11 protein-coding genes are annotated in these 16,953 nt (G+C 57.4%); 3 read left to right on the top strand and 8 right to left on the bottom strand.

All coding sequences use genetic code 11. The annotated features are described in order from the left end of the window. The first annotated feature begins 84 nt into the window (after positions 1-84). On the top strand, positions 85-2,208 hold the full coding sequence (locus tag V9K67_RS18400; RefSeq protein ID WP_336724983.1) for a heavy metal translocating P-type ATPase: 2,124 nt from the start codon (positions 85-87) through the stop codon (positions 2,206-2,208). Between the two features lie 132 nt (positions 2,209-2,340). After that, positions 2,341-4,245, top strand: coding sequence for a RecQ family ATP-dependent DNA helicase (locus V9K67_RS18395; RefSeq protein ID WP_336724980.1), 1,905 nt, complete (start codon positions 2,341-2,343; stop codon positions 4,243-4,245). Positions 4,246-4,288: 43 nt separating this feature from the next. On the opposite strand, the gene V9K67_RS18390 is transcribed toward V9K67_RS18395, so the two are convergent. Genes V9K67_RS18390 through V9K67_RS18375 form a run of 4 tightly spaced genes read right to left on the bottom strand, consistent with a single transcriptional unit; the run spans position 4,289 to position 12,000 of the window. Next, positions 4,289-5,653, bottom strand: coding sequence for a DUF4302 domain-containing protein (locus tag V9K67_RS18390; protein WP_336724978.1), 1,365 nt, complete (start codon positions 5,651-5,653; stop codon positions 4,289-4,291). A gap of 49 nt (positions 5,654-5,702) precedes the next feature. Then, complete coding sequence (locus tag V9K67_RS18385; RefSeq protein WP_336724976.1) at positions 5,703-7,037, bottom strand: zinc-binding metallopeptidase; 1,335 nt, start codon at positions 7,035-7,037, stop codon at positions 5,703-5,705. Between the two features lie 33 nt (positions 7,038-7,070). Continuing rightward, positions 7,071-8,531, bottom strand: a complete 1,461-nt coding sequence (locus V9K67_RS18380) for a RagB/SusD family nutrient uptake outer membrane protein (RefSeq protein WP_336724973.1) — start codon at positions 8,529-8,531, stop codon at positions 7,071-7,073. Between the two features lie 10 nt (positions 8,532-8,541). Then, positions 8,542-12,000 carry a SusC/RagA family TonB-linked outer membrane protein gene (locus V9K67_RS18375; protein WP_336724970.1) on the bottom strand — a complete coding sequence of 1,153 codons (3,459 nt, stop codon included), beginning with the start codon at positions 11,998-12,000 and terminating at the stop codon, positions 8,542-8,544. A gap of 571 nt (positions 12,001-12,571) precedes the next feature. On the opposite strand from V9K67_RS18375, the gene V9K67_RS18370 reads away from it, so the two are divergent. Then, a complete protein-coding gene (locus V9K67_RS18370; RefSeq protein ID WP_336724968.1) occupies positions 12,572-13,183 on the top strand; it encodes a hypothetical protein in 612 nt (203 codons plus the stop codon). A gap of 66 nt (positions 13,184-13,249) precedes the next feature. Here the strand turns inward: V9K67_RS18370 and V9K67_RS18365 are convergent, their stop codons facing one another. The 4 genes from V9K67_RS18365 to V9K67_RS18350 form a co-directional block, all read right to left on the bottom strand. After that, entirely contained in the window at positions 13,250-13,822 is a 573-nt protein-coding gene (locus V9K67_RS18365) for a Uma2 family endonuclease (RefSeq protein WP_336724966.1), read from the bottom strand. A gap of 61 nt (positions 13,823-13,883) precedes the next feature. After that, on the bottom strand, positions 13,884-14,747 hold the full coding sequence (locus V9K67_RS18360; RefSeq protein ID WP_336724962.1) for an MBL fold metallo-hydrolase: 864 nt from the start codon (positions 14,745-14,747) through the stop codon (positions 13,884-13,886). Next, positions 14,744-16,027, bottom strand: coding sequence for an MFS transporter (locus V9K67_RS18355; RefSeq protein ID WP_336724959.1), 1,284 nt, complete (start codon positions 16,025-16,027; stop codon positions 14,744-14,746). Before V9K67_RS18355 ends, V9K67_RS18360 begins: the two co-directional genes overlap by 4 nt. Positions 16,028-16,083: 56 nt before the next feature. Then, complete coding sequence (locus tag V9K67_RS18350) at positions 16,084-16,905, bottom strand: undecaprenyl-diphosphate phosphatase (RefSeq protein ID WP_336724956.1); 822 nt, start codon at positions 16,903-16,905, stop codon at positions 16,084-16,086. Positions 16,906-16,953 lie beyond the last annotated feature (48 nt).

Here is a 16,953-nt window from a genome sequence, read left to right as displayed (position 1 = left end):
AGTATTGCAACACCGTTGAAAAGATAGCCGCTTCTTAATGGAAGCCCCCGAAGCGGGTGCGGTAACTTTGCAGAAAAAACACGAATGGAAAAAGTTCAATGGAAAGTCGAGGGGATGGACTGTGCCAATTGTGCGTTGACCATACATAAATTCCTGCAAAATAACGGCGCCACGAATGTGGCGGTGAATGCCATCGATGGCGACGTCTCTTTTGAGATCGGCAAAGGTGGCGGTACCCAGAAGCTGGCAAAAGGCATCGAATCGCTCGGGTACCGGGTGGGAACGGGCGGCGAAGCCCCCGCCGCGAAAAAGTCGTTTTTATCCAACGACGTCCAGCGCTTCTGGTTTTGCTTTCCCTTTACCCTGGTGCTGATGCTGCACATGATCCCCGGCCTGCACGACCGCCTGCCCTTCCTGGCGAATCCCTGGGTGCAGCTGGCGCTGACCCTGCCGGTATTTATCGTGGGCATGCGCCACTTCGGTCGCTCGGCCCTGAAAAGCATCCAGAACCGCCTGCCCAACATGAGCGTGCTGGTGGCCCTGGGCGCCGCCTCGGCCTTTATATACAGCCTCACCGGCGCCCTGCTGGGACTGGGGCCGGACTACCTGTTCTTTGAAACGGCCGCTACCATCATTACCCTGGTGTTCCTGGGCGAATACCTCGAGGAGCGGTCCATCCAGTCCACGCAGCGGTCGCTGCAGGCCCTGGTGAAATCGCAGAAGGTGATGGCCAACATGATCGCTTTTGACGACAAGCACCAGGAGCACATTTTCCCGGTAGAAAATACCCAGCTCCGCGTAGGCGACCTGGTGCTGATCCGCTCCGGCGAGCAGGTGCCGGCCGACTGCAAGATCCTCTGGGGTGAAGCACAGGTGAGCGAAGCCCTCATCACCGGCGAAAGCGTGCCGGTCTACAAAACCAAAAAAGACCTCATCATCGGCGGCTCGGTGGTGGAAGACGGCAACCTCAAAGCCTATGTGACCGCCGTGGGCGGCGATACCGTGCTGTCGAATATCTTAAACCTCATCAAAAAGGCCCAGGGCGAGAAACCGCCCGTGCAGCAGCTGGCCGATAAGATCAGCGCCATCTTCGTGCCCCTGGTGCTGGCCATCGCCCTGCTGACCCTCTGCGTCAACTGGATCGTGCTGGCCGAATTCCGGCCGGCCCTGATGCGGGCCATCGCCGTGCTGGTGATCGCCTGCCCCTGCGCCATGGGACTGGCCACGCCGGCCGCCATTGCCGTGGGCCTGGGCCGCGGCGCCCGCAACGGCATCCTGTTTCGCAATGCCCGCAGCCTCGAGCTGTTCAAGGACATCCGGCAGGTGGTGTTCGACAAGACCGGCACCCTCACCACCGGCAACTTCGAGGTGGAGCGCTTCCAGTCGTTCCTGGCCGATGAAGAAGCATTCAAACGCATTGTTTATTCGCTGGAGAAATATTCCAACCACCCCCTGGCCCGCTCCGTGGCCCAGAAGTGGAAAACCAAGGGCGAGCTCCGCTGGAAAACCATCGAGGAGATCAAAGGCCAGGGCATGAAAGCCACCGATGCCGAAGGCAACACCTACCTCGCCGGCTCGTACAACCTGGCCGCCCACCTGGTAAGCGCCGAAGAGACGCACCACAATATTTACATTATTAAAAACGACGAAGTGCTGGGCTGGGTGGACCTGAAGGACGAGCTGCGTCCCGAATCCCGGGAAGTGGTGCAGTACCTGAAAAGCAAAAACATCCGGACCGTGCTGCTCAGCGGCGACCGCCGGTCCAAGTGCCAGGCGCTGGCCGACGAGCTGGGTATTGAAAAGGTGATCGCCGAACAAACGCCGGAACAAAAGCTCGAAACCATCGCCTCCCTGTCGGAATCGGTGCCGACGGCCATGGTGGGCGACGGCATCAACGACGCCCCGGCCCTGGCCAAGGCCACTGTGGGCATTTCCATGAGCGAGGCCTCGCAACTGGCCATGCAGAGCGCCCAGGTGGTGCTCATGAGCCACGGCCTCGACAAGCTGCCCACCGCCCTGGGCCTCGGCCGTCACACCTACCTCACCATCCAGCAAAACCTGTTCTGGGCCTTTTGCTACAACATCGTCGCCATCCCCGTGGCTGCCCTGGGCTTCCTCAGTCCCACCTTCGGCGCCCTGGTCATGGGCCTCAGCGACGTGGTGCTGGCCGCCAACTCGGTACGGCTGTTTGTAAAGAAAGTCCGGTAGCCGGAAAGGAATTGGTTAATTGGTTAATTGGTTAATTTGGGTATTAGGCGCTTACGGCTGAAAAAGCTGTTTGCAACCGGAGGACCCTAATTCCCAATTAACCAATTAACTAATTCCCCGTACTTTGTACTCTTGTCCGACATCCACGACATATTAAAGCAGTATTGGGGGTATTCGGATTTCCGGCCGCTGCAGCAGGAGATCATTGAATCGGTGCTTTCGGGGAAAGACACACTGGCGCTGCTGCCCACGGGAGGCGGCAAGTCGCTTTGCTTCCAGGTGCCGGCCATGGCAAGAGAGGGTATCTGCCTGGTGGTGTCGCCGCTGATCGCCCTGATGAAGGACCAGGTGGAAAGCCTCAAAAAACGGGGCATCCTGGCCGCCGCCATCGACTCGGGCATGTCGCGGCGGCAAATTGCCCAAACGCTGAAAAATGCCGCCTTCGGCCCCTACAAATTTTTGTACGTTTCGCCCGAACGGATCGAGACCGCCCTGTTCCAGGAATTTTTGCCCGCCCTGACCATCAACCTCGTCGCCGTAGACGAGGCCCACTGTATTTCGCAATGGGGCTACGACTTCCGCCCCTCCTACCTGCGCATTGCCGAACTGCGCGAGCACCTGCCCGGCGTGCCGGTGCTGGCCCTGACCGCCTCGGCCACCGCCGAAGTGCAGCAGGATATCTGCGACAAACTGCTGTTTGACAAAGGGCGGGTGCTGCGCCAGTCCTTTGAACGTCCCAACCTCAGTTACAGCATCTTTACCGTGGAGGCCCGGATGAACAAGATGGTGGAGATCTTCCAAAAGGTGCCGGGCACGGGCATCGTTTACTGCCGCAGCCGCAAGCGCACCGGCGAGATCGCCCGCCTGCTGCAGCTGCACGGCATATCCGCCCATGCCTACCACGCCGGCCTCTCCGCCGAAGAAAGGGCCACGCGCCAGCAGGACTGGATCGACAGCAAGGTGAGGGTGATGGCCTGCACCAACGCCTTCGGCATGGGCATCGATAAACCCGACGTCAGGGTGGTGGTGCACGTGGACGTGCCCGACTGCCTCGAAAACTACTACCAGGAGGCCGGCCGCGCCGGCCGTGACGGCAGGAAATCCTATGCCGTGCTGCTCCACGACGAAAAAGACCTGGACGACCTGGCCGCGCTGCATATCAAGCGCTTTCCTTCCTTTGCCGAGATCCGCCAGGTGTACCATGCCCTGGTCAACTTCCTGCAGATCCCCGTTTATTCCGGCGAGGACCAGCGCTATTCGTTCCGGTTCGAAACGTTTATCAAAAACTTTTCCCTCGACCCCCAGGTGGCGCTGTATTCCCTGAAAGCCCTGGAAAGCGACGGCTGGCTCGACTTCAACGAAAAAAGCTTCCGGCCCTCCACCCTGGGCTTCACCACCAATAAGCGCGGCCTGTATGCGTTCGAGGCCGACTACCCGGCTTACGAGCCCCTGCTGACCACCCTGCTGCGCACCTACGAAGGCATCTTCGACTTCCCCGTGTACATTTCGGAAGTGCTGGTGGCCAAACTGCTGCGCACCAGCGCGGACGCTGTTAAAAAGATGCTGGCGGAAGTGGCGGCCCATCGCATGGTAAAGTACACGCCGCAGAGCGACGAGCCGCAGATCATTTTTCGCAAAAGCCGGGTGGCGGCCGACGATCTCCGGATGGACCTTTCGCTTTACCACAAACGAAAAGAAGCCTTTATCCGGCGGGTACAGAAAATGATCGCCTACACCCGCGATGAAAGTTGCCGCAGCCGGTTTATCAACAGCTATTTCGGCGATGAAGGCGGGGCGGCCTGCGGCATCTGCGACAACTGTCTGCGGGCGAAAGCGCCCTCCCTGTCGCCGGAGGAGGTAGAGCGTATTACGGTGCTGATCACCCGCAACCTGTCGGCTTCGGCCCTTACCGCCGCGGAGCTGCTGGAAAAGCTCCAGGGCATCCAGCACGAAAAAACAAAAAAGGTGCTGCGCTTCCTGCAGACGGAGGAACGCATAAGGGTGAACGGCTCGGGAAAGATCGAACTGGCACCATAAAAAAAGGACCGCCGGGGGCGGTCCTTTTTTTATGCAGGGCTTTTTATTGCGGCCATAGCCAGGTGATCCAGGCTTTGCCGTCCTTACTGACCATATCGTACACCAGCGGTCCTTTCTGGACCAGGTAGTACCCGTTGGCATCCAGCATTTTATTGACGGTATTGATGTAGGCCGCCTGTTCGGCAGCCGGGGTGGTCCCCAATGTGCCATAGAGGGTAAAGATGATCCGGCCATCGGTGGTAAAGGTGGGCGGGTTAAAGGCGGCCCCATAATTCAGGGTTAGGCCGTTACCGGCGGCGTTGATCTTGATCGGTGACAACAGGCCATACTCGACGCCCGTGACATCGGTATTATACCAGGCCCAATAACCCAGGTAGTAATACCGGGAGACGCTGCTCTGCATTTTATAGGCATCCACCACGCCGTTCACCGTAAAGGCCGTCACCGAATACCAGTACAGGTCCCGGTCGTAGGAATATTGCCACCACCTACGGGCGGCGTTGACATCCAGCTTCAGGGGCGCCTTGGCGTCGAATACGGTATTGGCGGCATTGTTTACCGTAACGTTCATCACCTGGGTGGCCGCATTAAAGGAATTGAAATCAATGGCGCGTACCAGCTCCCGGCCTGTATTAAAGGGCTCGGTCAGTGCGATGCCCGCCAGGGTATAATAGTAGCCGGTGGTATAGGTTTGCACGGTGCCGTTGGACCCCAGCCAGGAGAAGGTGATCTGCCGGTTGCCTTCATCGATACCCAGGTTATAGGAGACGCCGCCCAGGGTCAGGGTCTTGAAGTAGCCAATGCTGTTGAGGTTTACCATCATCCGCAGGCTGTTGGCCAGCTGCTTGTTGTTATAAGCCGCTGCCTCCTGCTGGGTGGCTTTTACCAGCATCGCCTCGCTTTCGTTGAAGTTTCCCTGTAAATGCAGGGTGTCCCCGGAAGGTTGCAGGTCGATAAAAGAGAAATCGAAGTCCGATCCCCAGCCTTCGCCGTTGGCGCCGGTAGGGGTGCGGCTGATGGAAGCCGTGGGATCGGAAGGGATATGCAGGTAGCTGTAGGTATCGAAGTAGATGGAGGGACGCTGTACCGCTTTCAGCCGGTAGCCGCTCTCCTTAGGCACCGAGGCCATGGTCGTATCGAAATCCGACAGCATGGTGACCCGGTTGGCGTCGGTGAAGGTGAGGTAGTACGAAAAGCCGCCGACCTTGATATCCTGTTTTTCCAGGCCCTTGGGCTTGATCACCAGCTTCCAGCCGTAAGGGGCGCCGGTGAGCGTTTTCTGGTAGGCCGCCAGCATATCCGCCAGGCGTTCGTCCGGTGTTTTATCAAAAACATCATCGGCTTTTTTCTGACAGCCCGCCAGCAGCACCGTCAGCCCCAGGAGATAAAGTAGTATGTGTTTATACATATAATTTCGGTTGTGGTAGAAGAAACATTTTGATTCAGGACGCCGGCGCCTAGGGTTTCAATAGCCCCATAAAGGAGGCATTGGCCGTTTGCTGCGGCGTAAAGATGACCCGTAGCGGTTTTATGGTATTGTTCGGGCTCAGGAACCATTCGGCCTTGAAAGTATTGTTCCGGAAATAGTTCGTCAGGGCCGCAACCGCCGTTGCCAGGAAGGTGGCATTGCCATCCGCCGGTCCCACGTACGTAAAGGTGTACAGGCCTGCCGCGTTTCGGGAAACATTGTACGTATAGTTGGCCAGGAAGTTTCCTGCCGCATTGTGAAGGAACAGGCGCAGCTGCATGGTAGTGGCCGTATTCATCACCACGGCCATGGAGTCGAGCACCAGGCCGGGAAGGGCGGCCGCCACGCCGGCTTTGGCGGTATTAAAAATGGTGGTAAAGCCGGTGGACTGGGTAAGCTGGGCGGTATTGGCCGGGTTCACCGTCACCATGGTATTGGGCTTGCCAAAGCCGAAGTACAGGTCCAGCGCATCGGAGGACAGGCGGTTAATGGCGTCCTGGGTCCGTTTCTGCAGGCTGTAGAAGTCGATGTTCCAAACCGTGCGGAAATAGTTCACCACGATCTCCTCCTTGCGGCGCAGGGCGCTCTGGGCGGTGGCATTCTGGGAGGTCACCAGCTCTTCCCAGCGGTTCTTGCCTTCGATGAGCATCACCGACAGGGTTTCCACGAAGTCGTCATCCGGCCCCGACTCGGCATAGCCGGTCACAAAGCCCTCGCTTTGGGCCTGGGCATCCGAAATATTGAACCAGGTAGAGGTGTAGTTGGGCGTAATGGTCTTGAACTCCTGGGGATATACCACGTTCTGGTGCAGGATATGGCCGAATTCGTGCTCGATGGTATGCAGCATCCGGCGGAGCTCGGCGGTGTTGGACTTGGAAAAATTATTGATCACGTACATGGCGATCTTACTGCCGCCTTCTGCCTGGCCCAGCAGGATGGTATTGTTCGGCAGGTATTCGGGGCTGCCTACCAGGATAAAGGTCCGGGGCGCATACTTTTTGATCATCAGCTCGCTGCCGGTTTCGGCATTGTAGGGATCGATCCAGATCTGCTTCATGGCCGACATGGCTTCGATCACTTTGCTTTCGTCCGGGGGGATCAGGGTGGCGCTCAGGTTCACTTCCCAGGGATCCCAACGGTATTTGACGTCAATGTTATAGGGCTTGGTCAGGCTGTCGTACAGCCAGCGGTCGATGGCGCTTTTTGCCCAGGTGTCGCCGCCTAGGCCCAGCAGGGTAGAGGTATCCAGATCTTCTTCCTTCTTGCAGGAGGCCAGGGCCACCAGCAGGTAAAAGACCGAGAAGAGCTTTACAAGAATTTTCATAATAATTATTTTCTGTTTGGTAGTTGCGGTTTGTTAGCGGGGGTTCAGCGCCACCCCGGAAGCAGTTACCTGCGAAGGAAGCTGCAGCAGCCGCCGCTTGTCATCACTGGGAAGGGTAAAGGTCTGCCCGTTGCTGGTGGTGTGCTGAATGGGAAAGTTCAGGCGCACCACATCCAGCCAGCGCATGCCTTCATGGATAAAGAACACCTGCCGGAAATAAATGATGGTTTCGAGCAGGGCTTCCCCGACACTCAGGTTGTAGAAGCTCCAGAAGTTCAGCAATTTGGTCTGGGTGATGGTATGGGTGGCGGCGTTGTAATTCCGGATGTTTTTGCTGCACCAGGCGTTGAGGTCGGCCAGGGCGGCATCGTTCTGCTGCAGGAAGGTCAGGGCTTCGGCCCGGTTCAGCACCACCTCTTCCGCCGTAAACAGCGGGATGATGCCGTACTCGTTGGTACCATCGCCGGAGGTTTTGAACTTGGGCACATTGTAGTAGACCGCCTGGGCGCCAAATACCTTGAAGCCGATGGCAAAAGAGCCCCCGCTCGGGTTCGGACCGTTCAGCACCATGCTTTGCACATCACTGTACAGGCTATAACGGGCAAAGGCCGCATAGGTGGAGCTCCAGAAGGTGGACACCTCCTGCAACAGGATGTTCGCCCGTTCGCTGGTATTGGTATACGCCAGTTGCATATCGCCGGGCTGAAAATTCTGGTATTCACCGTTCCAGGCGCGCAGGTTATCGGCGGTAGTGCCGGTCAGGGCCTGGTTGGCATGCTCCACCACCTTGGCATATTCGCGCTTCCATAAATAAAAGCGGGAGGCAAAGGCATGGGCGGCTTTTTTGGTAAAGTGGAACTTGGGGGCGTTGCCGTAGATGTTGTCGTTGATCAGGGAGAGCCCGGTGGTAAGGTCGGCCTCGATCATATCGTACACATATTTTACGGTATGGCGCTGGTACTGGCCGAACACCTCGGTTTCGGGCCGGGTCACGTACGGAATGCCGGGGTCGGAAGCTGCCGTGGTGGGTTCGTAGGCTTTGGTAAACAGGGCGGCCAGCATAAAGTGCGCGTACGCCCGGGCCACCAGCGCCTCGCCCCGCTGGGCGGAAAAGACGGTGGAGTCGGGGGCGTTGCGGATCACCTGCAGGGCCTGGTTAGCGGCGGCGATGGCCCGGTAGCACGAGTCCCAGTACGCTTCCGGGGAGTCCTTGCTGGTAGACTGTACATCCTGCCAGTTCCAGGTCTGCTGGTTCATTTTCACGAATTCGGCATCGAGGCCGGGCTCGTTCCGTCCTTTGTCTTCGGCGTTATCCGACAGGGACTCACAAAAGGCAAAGTAGCTGGCCTTGGGGTAGGCGCTCACGAGCAGTTGGGTGATCTGTTCGGCGGTCGTCACGTTGGTACGGTTGTCGGGTTCCTGCTCCAGGAACTTCCGGCACCCGGTGATGGAAATGAAGACCGTCAACAGTATAAGGGGAAAGATCGTTCTCATCATGAATAATTTAGATACCTACTTTTAAGGAAAATACGAATTGCTTGTTGATGGGCATGGCCACCCCCCCGGTATTGAAAAATTCCGGGTCCTGTCCCCGCAGTCGCTTGTCGGAATAGATCAGCCAAAGGTTGTTGCTGACCAGGCTGACCGACAGGGCGTTCAGGCCCATGCCCTGTACCAGCCGGCCGGGCAGGCGGTAGGTAAGCGAGGCGGTCTTCAGCCGTACGAACGAGCCGTCCACCACGCGGGCGGTGGAGTAATTATAGATGTTGTAGGGGTAAGCGGCCGCATCGGCCAGGTCGAAGTTCTTGTACAGGTCGGCAATGGAAGGCACGTTGGTATAGGCCTCATCCCCGATCAGCGACCAGCGGTTTTTGAATTCCCCGGGCATGGCATCCAGGTCGGAATAGCGCTCCCGGTAGGCGGGGGTCAGGCGGATCTTGTTGCCGGCCTGGTAGGTCAGCAGGAAGCTCAGCGTAAAGTCCTTATACAAAAAGGTGTTGCTCAGCCCACCGGTGATGGTGGGGTCCACCGATCCTTCGTATTTCAGGTAATCAATGGAATCGCTTTGCAGGTACACGTTGTTGGTGAGCTCGCCCTTTCCGGTATTGTACCGGGCTACGCCATAGCTGTCGAGCCCTGCCATCGGGATGGAAAACAGGCCCCGCACCGGGTAGCCCACGCGGGCGCCGCCTTCGGCCTGCACCAGGTCGAATACCAGGGGATTGTTTTTCTGGTTGGTGATCTCGTTGGTATTGTAGCCGAAGGTGAGGTTGGCGCTCCAGCTCCAGTCCCGCTTGCTTACGGGCTTTCCGCCCACGGTCACTTCCACCCCATGCGACTTCAGGTCGGCATAGTTGGCCTGCTTGAATACCTGTCCGCCGATGCCGCCGGTTTTGATCAGGCTGATCAGGTCGAAGCTGTTGCGTTTATAGGCGTCCACGGTAATGTTCATACGGTTGCGGAACAGCCCGATGTCGGTGCCGATATTGGCTTCGTATTTCTTTTCCCAGGTAAGGCCGGCGTTTTCCAGGTCCTGGATGATGATGGCCACCTGCTGGTCGGAGAGGAACGGCCGGCGGGTGAGCTGGGTCCGGAGTACGGCGGTGGAGTTGGTGGCGCTGCCGTAAGAGGCGTTCAGGCCATAGCTGCCGCGCAGGGTGAGGTAGCTGATGGTGGACTGGTCTTTGAGGAAGGCTTCCCGGTCCACGTTCCAGCGGCCCGATACCGTCCAGGTCGGCAGCCAGCGGGCGCTGCGCGACTTGCCCAGGCGGTTGGAGCCGTCGTCGCGGACGGTACCGCTGATGTTGTACCGGCTTTTATAGGTATAGCTGGCATTGGCGAAAAAGCCCACGAAGCGGTCGTACTCGTTGCCCATGCCGTAGTACTGGTTGTTTTCTTCCAGCGCCTGCTTGATGATGCGGTAATCCACAAAGGGGATCCCGCCGTTGTTGTACTGGTAGCCGAAGCCGGTATTGCTGAAGTTTTGCCGGTTGGCATACTTTGTTTCCTGTCCCAGCAGGGCGGTTACCTGGTGGTCTTCCTGGAAGGTCTGGTTGAAGGTCAGGCTGTTGCGGAAGGTATAGTTGCTCAGCTGGTCTTCGGTCCGGTTGTAAAAGCCGCCATAGGGCAGCACCACCACCTTCGGGTCGTCGGGGTTGGCCGGGTCGCGGTACAGGTAGGGGTTGGCGTCGTTCACCACCTGTTTGTAGTTGGCCCGGTAGGCCTGCGCCTGGTTCGAATTCTCGGTGACCTGGTGTTCGCGGGAGGATTTTACGTAGCGCATGGCGCCGATAAAGTCGTAGGTCAGGTGCGGGGTGATCTTATAGGTAGCCTGGCCCTGGATCTTGGCGTCCAGCAGGTTCAGCTTGATAAAATTGTTTTCGATTTCCGACAGGATGTTGAAGGGGGCGAAGTTCCTGCGGAAGAATTCCCGCTCGCCGGCCTCATCAAAAGCGGTCAGTGCCCGGCTGGTGTTCAGGGCATAGCTGAACGGGTTGATGTCGAAATCGCGGACGTAGGTGCCTTCGGTGGGGTTGCTGCGGCGGTTGATGGTCCCCGGCGCTTCCTGCTGGCGCATGGAGCCGGTAACGATAAAGCCGGCAGAGAAGCGGTTGGAGAAGGTGTAGTTGTTCCGCAGGTTGGCGGTATAACGGCGCACCTTGTCGGCCAGCGTCCAGCCGTTATCGTTATAAAAGGAAGTCGAAAAATACGATTGCGCCTTGTCGTTACCCGATGAGATGCTCAGGGAGTGCTCCTGCTGCAGCGAATTGCGGAACAGGATGTCGAACCAGTCGGTATTGGCCCGGGCATAGCGGCTCAGGAAGGCGGCCCTGGCTTCCGGCGTATTTTCGACGGCAAAGGTGCCATCGCTCTTCAGCGAATCGAGCATATCGGCCAGCTTGCCGTAAACGCCCGTATTGGGGGCCACGGCCAGGTCGGATACCGGCAGGTAGCCTTTCCGCTCCAGTTCGGCATAGACCGACATCTGGTCGGCCGAGTTCATGATGTCGTAGTTGTTGTAGGAAGGTTTCAGCTGGGCGGTAAAGTTGCCGGTATAGTTCACCACCGGCTTGCCCACCTTTCCGCGTTTGGTGGTGATCACGATCACCCCGTTCATGGCCCGGGCGCCATACAGGGCGGTGGCTGCCGCGTCCTTGAGGATGTCGAAGCTTTCGATGTCGTTGGCGTTGAGGCCGGCTACGGCCGAACCCAGCAGCGTATTGGGGTCGCCGGAGGAGAGCTGGTCGTTGGAAATGTTGACGATATCTTCCAGCACCACGCCGTCGATCACCCACAGGGGCTTGTTCTCACCCGTGATGGAGGTAGCGCCGCGGATGCGTACCTTAGGCGCTGCGCCGAAGGTGCCCGAAACGTTTTGAACGGACACGCCGGCGGCCCGGCCTTCCAGCATGCGGCTGACATCGATGACACCGTCGGTTTTCACCTGGTCGATGTTCAATTTAGTGGCCGCACCGGTAAACTTGCTGCGGTCGATGCGCTGAAAGCCGGTCACCACCACATCCTGCAGGGAGCCTGCTTCTTCCTGCAGCGTCACCGACAGGGTGCGCTGCCCCGGTTCCAGCCGGAATTCCTGCAAGACAAAGCCCACATTGGAAACCACCAGGGTAGCGTTTTTATGGACGCCCGGGAGGCTGAACTCGCCCAGGCCGTTGGTTACAGTGCCATTCTTCGTTCCTTTTACCACTACCGACACGCCGGACAGGGGTTCTCCCTGCTTGTTGGTGACCTTTCCGCGTATAGTGGTATCCGCCTGGAAAAAACGGTAATCCGGGGCATGTTCCCATCCTTCCTTTGCCGCCGCTCCTGCAGGGTCGCTACCGGAGGCATGGGCGGCAGCCTGAAGGCCTAACAGGAGAAAAAAAACGGAAAGCCCCCTGGTCCCCGCCCGTTTGCTGGCGCCGGATCTCCGAAGGATAGAACTTCCCCATGTTTGTTTTACCATAGACTACTTTTATTGATTAGAAATGAAATGTTCTGCAACCGGTACCGTCGATCCTATCCCGGACAGGTCGGACGGGCATCAGCCCCTGTGCAGGCGGTAACGCCTTCGTATTTCCAAAAGATGACTATAAATGAACATCAGCCCGGCTGGCCGTTATGGAATAACGGTTTCACCGGCCGGCCCCTCCTATCGGTTAGGGGCAACATGGCTGAAAACGTTGGCTTTGTGCTAAGTACAGCTTCTGAATAGTGGCGGTTAACTACACAGCATTTTTTCCTACAATATGCACTAAAGTCCGGCCCTGTACTAATTGAATGAAAATCATTGGCAAGCGTTCATCGTTTCTAAGATAGAACAAATGTGCGTTCGTCTAAAATTTTTTTAACAAATCAAAAACAAAGTACCCGGACCGGAATATTGGGTACGAAGTTGGAAGTACAGGAAGGAGCCGGCGCCCTGTTCCCGGCTTTCAAATTTCCTTTCCGCTCACTCCACTTCCTGTGATGGCCTCGCAAAACGCCGATTCCTGTAGCGCTTTTTCATCCGCATTAAGGCCATAAAATATACCATTATGAAAAGAACATTTACCCGTTTTGTATTCCTGATCCTGTTTGCCCTTTCCGTGCCCGGCTGCAGCCGTGAAGACCTGCTGGATGGCCACTATCCTGTTGAAGTGGCCCAGTCCGTCATGATCCGGGCGGAATTGATCCATCAGGGGGAGGACGAGAACCTCGAAGTGACCATAGGCCAGCAGTCCTACATCGCCCCGAAGGGCAGGCCCCAAAAAGGATCTTATTCCTTCACCCTGCTGAAGCCGGACGGGTCCAGCCGCATTGGCAAGGCGGAATATTCGCTGCAGGACGGCCCCTGGCAGCCCCTGAAACACACGATCATGAAAGGCTGTAAGAACCCCGCCATACTGGACGAGCAGTTCCAGGTGCAGACCAAGTACGGTACGCTGCAGGCCTACCTGAAGGACGGGCTGATCGGCGAGATCCTGGCCGGCGACCAGTCAAAGAAAAACGATGGGCCCTGCGGCAATGCCGACCTGGGCCGGGCGTCTATCCCGGTTCCGGAGTCCATCGACTGCAGCTCCGGCTGCCTGATCCTGCTGAAGGTGCGGGTGCTGGTCGACGGCAATGAAGGCTATAATGTATTTCCTTTTGTGATCGAAGTCTATTAAGGAGTAAGTACGAAGTGGGAAGTACGAGGTACGAAGTAAGGAAAAGGCCGGTGGTGACCTTTGCTGCTACAGCTCTACGCCTTCGTACAAGAGCGAAATGGGAAAAGAGATTCCCAAGCTGAGCAGTTGTAGCACGGAGGCGGGATCTTTGGTTTCCGCAAACAACCAGGTACCGTCCTCCTGCCGGCTGTAGTGCTCGATTCCAATGCTTTCCGAATCGATCATCACATATTCCTTCAGGGAAGGGATGGCCCGGTACAACATGAACTTGTCGCCCCGGTCATAGCTTTGGGTGGAGCGGGAAAGGATTTCCACAATCACTACCGGGTTCAGCAGCGTATCGAATGCTTCGTCCAGCAGTTCGGGCTTGCCGCAGACAATAACGGCATCGGGGTAGGTAAACAGGGTATTGGCGGGGATATGCACCCGCAGGTCGCTGCCAAAAACCTCGCAGGACTTGCCTCTTAACCGAATTCTCGCTTCCCCGGTGAAATTCATCTGAATCCGGTTGTGCTGCAGGCGCGCGCCGGACATGGCGAACACCTCTCCCTGGTAATACTCATGCTTTTCGGTAGCGGCCCGTTCCTGTTCCAGGTATTCCTGGGCTGTGATGTAGTTTTTTACTGCTGGATGTGCCATAAAAAAAGATAATTGCGGTTCCTAAAGTTCCGGTTTTTTTCCTTGGAACCATCCCTTCCACCTAGATCTCGTCCAGGCGGAAGGTTTCGGCCTCCCGGATGCCCCGGTCGGTCTGCTTCAGGCTGCAGCACTCGATCTTCGGGTCGTGCTCGAAATACAGGACGTAGTCGTTGGCCAGCGCCTCGTCGAGAAAAACCTTTTTCTCGTGCAGCGTCGTCAGCGGAAACATATCGTAGGCCATCACCCACGGCATCATGATGTGCGGCACCGAGGGCAACAGGTCGGCCATGTATACAAGGGTTTTGTCCTTGTAGCGGATCTGGGGCAGCATCATGCTTTCGGTATGGCCGCTGACAAAGCGCAGCGACACGTTTTGGCTAAAAGGCGACTCGGGCAGCCTGTCCCCCCGGGCGCCTTCGGGCGTAGGAATAAATTGCAGTTGGCCGCTTTCCTGCAGGGGCAGGATGTTTTCTTTTAAAAAGGAAGCCTTTTCCCGCTCGTTGGGATGCACGGCCCACTCCCAGTGCTTTTCATTGCTCCAGTAGGTGGCATTCTTAAAGGCGGGCAGCAGGCGGTCGCCTTCGCGCACCACCGATCCGCCGCAGTGGTCGAAGTGCAGGTGGGTGAGGATCACGTCGGTAATGTCGTCGCGGTGGAAGCCATGTTTTGCCAGCGACTTCTCCAGCGTGGCATCGCCATGGAGGTAGTAGTAGCTGAAGAATTTTTCGCTTTGCTTGTTGCCCAGGCCGTTGTCGATAAGGATCAGGCGGCCTTCGTCCTCGATCAGCAGGCAGCGCATAGCCCAGGTCGTGAGGTTGTTCTCGTCGGCGGGGTTCACCTTGTTCCACAAAACTTTGGGCACCACGCCAAACATGGCGCCGCCATCCAGCTTGAACAGTTCGGTATCGATGGTATACAGGTTCATATGGCTATAACATTTTTACGTTTCATGTCAACAAACAGCAGCAGCACGCCGCCGGCAATAAAAAACACCATCAGGGCCAGCACCGAGTTGCGCATGCCGCCCAGCGACTCCGCCACGTAGCCGAACGCCAGGGTGCCCAGCACCGTGCCTACCTTGTCGCAGACATCATAAAAGCTGAAAAAAGAAGCCGTGTCCTTTGTCGGCGGCAGCAGCTTCGAATAGGTGGACCGCGACAGCGACTGGATGCCGCCCATCACCAGCCCCACGAAGAATGCCAGCAGGAAAAACTGGTTGGCCGTATGTATATAATAAGCCGAAATGCAGATGCCGATCCACACCAGGATGATGACGCCGAGGGTGGCAATGTTGCCGAAGCGCTCGGACAGGCGCGAAAACAGCATGGCGCCCGCTATGGCCACCAACTGGATGATCAGCACCGTCAGGATCAGCTGGGTGGATTCCATCTTCAGTTCGTCGGAAGCGAAATAGGTAGCCAGGTACATCACCGTCTGCACCCCCATGTTGTAGAAGAAAAACGAACGCAGGAACCGCTTGGTCTCGGGGTGGTGCTGCAGCTGGCGCCATACCTTGCGCAGCTCGTAGAAGCCGTTGACCAGCACGTTGTGCTCGGGGTGCTGCTGCGAGGGCACGGAGGACGGGAGCCTGCGGAAGGTAATTTGTGCAAAGCCGGCCCACCAGAGCCCCACGGCCAAAAACGAGAGCCGTGCCGGCCAGGCGCCCCAGCCCAGGCCCATGCTGTCGTTGGCAATGATCACGGCCAGGCATACGATCATCAGCAGCACGCTGCCGAAATACCCCAGGGAAAAGCCCCGGGCGCTGATGCGGTCCTGGTCTTCGGGGGCGGCGATCTCGGGCAGGTAGGCGTTGTAAAACACGATGCTGCCGCAGTAACCGATGGAACCAAAGATGGAACAGACGATGCCGAAAGGAATATTTTCTTTTGTCAAAAAAGTCAGCCCGATACAGGCCAGGGAGCCCAGGTAGCAAAAGAATTGCATGAACCGCTTTTTATTGCCCTTGTAATCGGCGATGGAGGATAGGATAGGCGACAGCAGCGCAATGACCAGGAACGAAAGGGAGATGGCGTAGGAGGCCAGCACGGAGCGGTCGAAGGTGCGGCCGGCGAACAGCACCTGCTGCGGGGCGATGGCCGTATAATAAGCCGGGAAGATGGCGGACGTAATAATGAGCGAATAGGCGCTGTTGGCCCAGTCGTACATCGCCCAGCCGGTGACGATCTTTTTGGAGGCGGTTTGCATGTTGGTGGTTGTAGGGGATAAAAATAAGGGACAATCACCATTGTCCCTTCATCGCCCTACTTCAGAAAACCTGTATAAATCAGCACCAGCAGGATGAGGCCGGCAATGATGCGGTAGGCGCCGAACACCCGGAAACCGTATTGCTTCAGGAAGTTGATGAAAAAGCGGATGGCGAGAATGGCCACTACGAAGGCCACCAGGTTGCCCACGATAAAGGCGGTGATGTTCTGCGTCGACTCGGTGATCAGCTCATAACCCCGTTTTTCCACGCCGCTGCCGTCCCACTTTTTCAGGAAGAGGGAGTAGGCCGAAGCGGCAAACATGGTGGGAACGGCCAGGAAGAAGGAGAATTCGGCCGCCAGGCTGCGGGTGAGCTTCTGTTGCATGCCGCCGATGATGGTGGCCGCGCTGCGGCTGACGCCCGGGATCATCGAGATCACCTGCCAGCAGCCGATCAGGAAGGCCTTGCCGTAGCTGATCTGGTCCTCGGACTTCACCGGCTGGTGCTTGAACACGCTGTCGATGAACAGCAGCACCACCCCGCCGGCCAGCATGGCCACGGCCACGGTGGTGGGGCTTTCCATAAAGGCCTCGATGGCGTCGTTGAACAAATAGCCCAGCAACAGGGCCGGGATCACCCCGATGATCAGCTTAATATAAAACTGCCAGCGGCTGAAGTCGAAAAACCGGCGCCAGTACAGCACCACCACCGCCAGGATGGCACCCAGCTGGATGGCCACCTCGAAGACCTTGGTAAATTCATCCTTCCCTACCCCCAGCAAGGAGGAGGTGATGATCATGTGGCCGGTGGAGGAAATGGGCAAAAACTCGGTCAGGCCTTCAACAACGGCAATAATAATAGCTTCAATGATGTTCATCGGAAAAAGAATTCCGGATGTCGTCTCGCCTCAGGCGAGACGACATCC

The organism is Huijunlia imazamoxiresistens (genome assembly GCF_037132455.1).
Classification (GTDB): Bacteria; Bacteroidota; Bacteroidia; order Chitinophagales; family Chitinophagaceae; genus Flavisolibacter; species Flavisolibacter imazamoxiresistens.
This window is presented reverse-complemented; position numbering and strand designations above follow the sequence as displayed.

Excerpts from the sequence above, each read along its gene's own strand:
- V9K67_RS18390 (WP_336724978.1), bottom strand. The coding sequence starts at position 5,653 with ATGTATAAACACATACTACTTTATCTCCTGGGGCTGACGGTGCTGCTG.
- V9K67_RS18360 (WP_336724962.1), bottom strand. The coding sequence starts at position 14,747 with ATGAACCTGTATACCATCGATACCGAACTGTTCAAGCTGGATGGCGGC.
- V9K67_RS18375 (WP_336724970.1), bottom strand. The coding sequence starts at position 12,000 with ATGGTAAAACAAACATGGGGAAGTTCTATCCTTCGGAGATCCGGCGCC.
- V9K67_RS18385 (WP_336724976.1), bottom strand. The coding sequence starts at position 7,037 with ATGAAAATTCTTGTAAAGCTCTTCTCGGTCTTTTACCTGCTGGTGGCC.
- V9K67_RS18350 (WP_336724956.1), bottom strand. The coding sequence starts at position 16,905 with ATGAACATCATTGAAGCTATTATTATTGCCGTTGTTGAAGGCCTGACC.
- V9K67_RS18365 (WP_336724966.1), bottom strand. The coding sequence starts at position 13,822 with ATGGCACATCCAGCAGTAAAAAACTACATCACAGCCCAGGAATACCTG.
- V9K67_RS18400 (WP_336724983.1), top strand. The coding sequence starts at position 85 with ATGGAAAAAGTTCAATGGAAAGTCGAGGGGATGGACTGTGCCAATTGT.
- V9K67_RS18370 (WP_336724968.1), top strand. The coding sequence starts at position 12,572 with ATGAAAAGAACATTTACCCGTTTTGTATTCCTGATCCTGTTTGCCCTT.
- V9K67_RS18355 (WP_336724959.1), bottom strand. The coding sequence starts at position 16,027 with ATGCAAACCGCCTCCAAAAAGATCGTCACCGGCTGGGCGATGTACGAC.
- V9K67_RS18380 (WP_336724973.1), bottom strand. The coding sequence starts at position 8,531 with ATGAGAACGATCTTTCCCCTTATACTGTTGACGGTCTTCATTTCCATC.